The sequence below is a fragment of the Thermogutta sp. genome (assembly GCF_014359955.1).
GTDB lineage: Bacteria > Planctomycetota > Planctomycetia > Pirellulales > Thermoguttaceae > Thermogutta.
This window is the reverse complement of the sequence record NZ_JACIYL010000469.1, coordinates 1-3500: the sequence shown is the minus strand read 5'-3', so window position 1 is coordinate 3500 and position 3500 is coordinate 1. Positions and strand designations below refer to the sequence as shown.

The 3500-nt window shown below is 59.0% G+C and carries 4 protein-coding genes; 2 read left to right on the top strand and 2 right to left on the bottom strand.

The features are described from left to right. Window positions 1-114: 114 nt before the first annotated feature. Window positions 115-1308, bottom strand: coding sequence for a tRNA pseudouridine(13) synthase TruD (gene truD, locus H5U08_RS13140; RefSeq protein ID WP_297033849.1), 1194 nt, complete (start codon window positions 1306-1308; stop codon window positions 115-117). Between the two features lie 195 nt (window positions 1309-1503). Between truD and H5U08_RS13135 the strand changes: the two genes are divergently transcribed. Beyond that, complete coding sequence (locus tag H5U08_RS13135) at window positions 1504-2010, top strand: chemotaxis protein CheW (RefSeq protein WP_297033847.1); 507 nt, start codon at window positions 1504-1506, stop codon at window positions 2008-2010. 212 nt (window positions 2011-2222) lie between these two features. Beyond that, window positions 2223-3257 carry a protein-glutamate O-methyltransferase CheR gene (locus tag H5U08_RS13130; protein WP_297033845.1) on the top strand — a complete coding sequence of 345 codons (1035 nt, stop codon included), beginning with the start codon at window positions 2223-2225 and terminating at the stop codon, window positions 3255-3257. A gap of 37 nt (window positions 3258-3294) precedes the next feature. On the opposite strand, the gene H5U08_RS13125 is transcribed toward H5U08_RS13130, so the two are convergent. Beyond that, window positions 3295-3500: hypothetical protein (locus H5U08_RS13125; RefSeq protein ID WP_297033842.1), on the bottom strand; the 206-nt coding region annotated here is incomplete at its 5' end.

The window sequence follows — 3500 nt, the reverse complement described above, 5'->3', positions numbered from 1 at the left end:
ATGATCCAACGTCGAAAAACGGACCCGACAAGCGGGTCCCTCCGAGGGGTCCCTCCAATATGCGGACCTGACAAGCAGGTCCCTCCGAAAACGTCCCTCCGAAACGTGGACGTGCTATTCCTCCAAACTTGACGCGTTCTCCGGCGAGCGATCCTCGGTGATCCGTTTGACAAGGATGGTGGCGTAGGAGCCCCGGGGTAACTCGAAGCTCAACGTGAGCTGCTGCTTGCCGGGGTTCAGTTCATCGTCCCCGGTCTGATAGGCGAGTTCCCTGGGAAAGAACACTAGAGGTCGATCACCTTTGGAAAAAAAGCTATCGCGGGGATATTTGATCCGGAGCTGGCGGACTTCCAGTCCCAGCTCGGCGGCGGCCCGCTCCATAAGCTCCCGCACCGGCCCGGTTTTCACCCCGCACCGGGCCGAGGGCAGCGGCAGCCGAGTGTCGCGCAATTCTTCGAGCAGTTGGGTGTTCAGACGGCGGTAAAAGGTGAAGGTCCAGCGCGCAATGACCACTTCGAAACAATCCTCGGGAGGAACTCGCTGCCGGATCCACTCCGAGGCCATGGCATTCCACAGATAGCTTTGGAGGGCCGCCAGGTACAGGGCCCGTTGATCACGTCGCAGGGCGGCCATAGCGCGACGGTACTGGCCCGGCTGATCCGCCAGTTGCGCGACAACCGCTCGACGGAAGCGATTGCGGACGACTTTTTTACAGGCCGCCCAATCGCCCCAGTATTCCCGCAAAAACTGTTTTTCCTTCTTGTCCGCCGCCCGATCCGAGTCATGAGGATCAGCCAGGGCCAGCCACAAGGCCCGTTCGTAGTCTCCCAGGCACCAGGCTCGGGCAACGAAGTCCCCAGACCAACCCACTGACCCGAACCGTTGTTTGTCGAAATAGTTGGGCAGGCCCCACAGCTTCACCTCGTCAAGTGCGGTGATGGCTGCCTGAAGTTCTTCCGGCGAAAGGTCTCGCAGAACGATGCGGAATCTGTTGGCGAGAATGTCGTCGGAGGTGAACGCCCGGGAGGCCTGTCCCCGATATTCCAGGTGCACGCCATCGAGCTGGAGATCCCGTGTCGGGCCGCCGCGAATGGTCACCCATTGGGTGGTCACGGCATGGCGGTCTTTAAGCCCTCCGTAGGAAACCGCATGAAGGGGGATTTTCCACTGCCTGCGGACCTTGTCCAGGGCCTCTGGGGTACCGAGGGACCTTTTGGTCAGAACGTACGTGGCAAAAGGCCCACCGTCCACAGGAAACTGCGTCACCTCTTCCACCACAAAATCTTCCGGTTGCTGTTTTAACTTCATGGGGGATTTTGCTGGCGAAACCGCTGAGACGGATTATTCCAACCTGGTCGATCAGACCAGCCAATGATCCAGGACGTGTGCGCTCATGAAAATGGTCAACTTTTGGACTGCGGCATTTGTAACCTATATTTCCATCAAACAGGGCGGTTGTCAGTTCGTCCAGTCACCGACAGGCATCACTGGGAGAGCAGAAAAATGACCACAGCAGTTCAAGAAGCCCTCGTGCAGGAGCTTGCCCATCGGGGCGGCAGCGCGACCATGCAACTGGTGAGTTTCCGCCTGGGTCAGGAAGAGTACGGGGTGGAAATCACCAAGGTGCAGGAAATCATCCTGATGGGGGAAATCACACGTGTTCCCCAAACTCCGGATTACATCAAGGGATTGATCAACCTCCGAAGCACGGTGATCCCGATTGTCGATCTGCGGCTGCGGTTTGGTCTGCCTCCGCAGGAACCCACCGACGAAACGCGGATCATGGTGGTGAATGTGCGGGGAAAGACCATCGGCATCATCGTCGATGCGGTGAGCGAGGTTCTGCGGATCAGCAAGGAGCAGATCGCCCCGCCCCCGCCGACTGTGGCCGGTTTGGGACGCAAATATCTCACCGGCCTGGTCAAACTGGACAAGCGGCTTCTCATCCTCCTGGATATTGAAAAGATTCTGGGAGACGACGAGGACATTACCGAGGCTGCAGCTATGTGAGACCAACCTCCCCAGGACCCAATACGGGTCGCTTGTCGCGTCGGCCCACGGCCGCTCCGTGCCCGCCTGAAACGGTCCGGGAAGTCACGCACTTCCGACCCGCCTGGCGCCCAAAAGGAATCTGGTCGGTGGCGCCGCGGCCGTGGCGCCGATGGATTTTTTCCAAAGACTCACCAGCGAAAGCCCTTTGACGCGAGACAGGGAATCGCGCCATGATGCCTGATCCTGCTCACAAGCAACCCGGCGGCGGAAACCGCCCCGTTCGTCCTGCAGCTCTCCCTTCAGAGAAGAAAGTCACTACCTGGGATCAGATGATCCCTCCTCCCCCCATCACGTCGTCCCTGATCCTTCCCCAGGTGACCGACGCTGAACTCCAGCGCTACGCCGATCTGGTTTATCGCAAGACGGGGATCCGCATTTCGCCGCAGAAAAAAACCCTGCTTTCCAATCGGCTCCGTCGCCGATTGCGGGAAACAGGTATTGCGAGCTATTCCGAGTATTACGACTATCTCACCAGGTTACCCCCTCGCCATCCAGAATGGGACGCCTTTCTGCAGGAAATCACCACCCACGAGACCTACCTCTTCCGCGACGAGCTCCAATGGCAGTGGTTCCGCAAAAAATTTCTAGCAGAGATGGCCAGCCGGCAACGGGGACCGGCAAAGACCCTCCGAATTTGGTCGGCTGCATGCAGCACGGGGGACGAAGCCTTCACCGCCGCCTGCTGCATTGCTGCGGAACTTCCGGACCTCGCCAAATGGCGGATCACCATTCTGGGAACCGACATCGGAGTGGGCGCGGTTGAGCAGGCACGAACCGCCACCTTCGGCGAACGTGCGATGCGGCTTGTTCCCGACGACCTGAAGCGGCGTTTTTTTGAAAAATTACCCAATGCCGAAGTATGGCGGGCAAAGCCGATCCTCACGAAGATGACCACCTTCCGGCAGCACAATCTCATGGAACCTCTGCCGGAACGACCTTTTGACCTTATCTTTTTGAAAAATGTGCTCATCTATTTCGACATGGGGTCAAAGAAAGTCGTTCTCAACAACGTGCTCAAGCTCCTTCAGCCAGGCGGCTATCTCGTGGTGGGAGCCGCCGAGGGAGTCGGCGATTTGCTCTCCGGAATGACCCGACTCCAACCGTGGCTCTACCAAAAACCCCAGGAATCCGGCACGAGGGCGGTGGCCGCCGATGTCTCCCAGTCACGGCAAACTTTTCGAGCCTCGCTTGATCTGAAGCGCTGATCCGGATTCCCGACCCCACTTCAGCAAAGGACCGCCGTTAGCCCGGAGGGAACCGGGCAATCCGGTGGACGCCGCGGAGGATCGGGTTCCACCCCGACCGGTAGTCCGTTTCCATCCGGATCAACGCCAAGGTTGTGAAGGCTAAAGCCTTCACCGAAAAGCGGCGATGAATCGCCGCACTCCATATGGAGTGCGGGGCTTTAGCCCCGCTTTCGGCGCGGGACTTCAGTCCCCGCCGAAAGG

What these genes read in the sequence shown, in the direction of transcription:
- truD (WP_297033849.1), bottom strand. Translation starts at nt 1,308, where the DNA reads ATGAAGTTAAAACAGCAACCGGAAGATTTTGTGGTGGAAGAGGTGACG.
- H5U08_RS13135 (WP_297033847.1), top strand. Translation starts at nt 1,504, where the DNA reads ATGACCACAGCAGTTCAAGAAGCCCTCGTGCAGGAGCTTGCCCATCGG.
- H5U08_RS13130 (WP_297033845.1), top strand. Translation starts at nt 2,223, where the DNA reads ATGATGCCTGATCCTGCTCACAAGCAACCCGGCGGCGGAAACCGCCCC.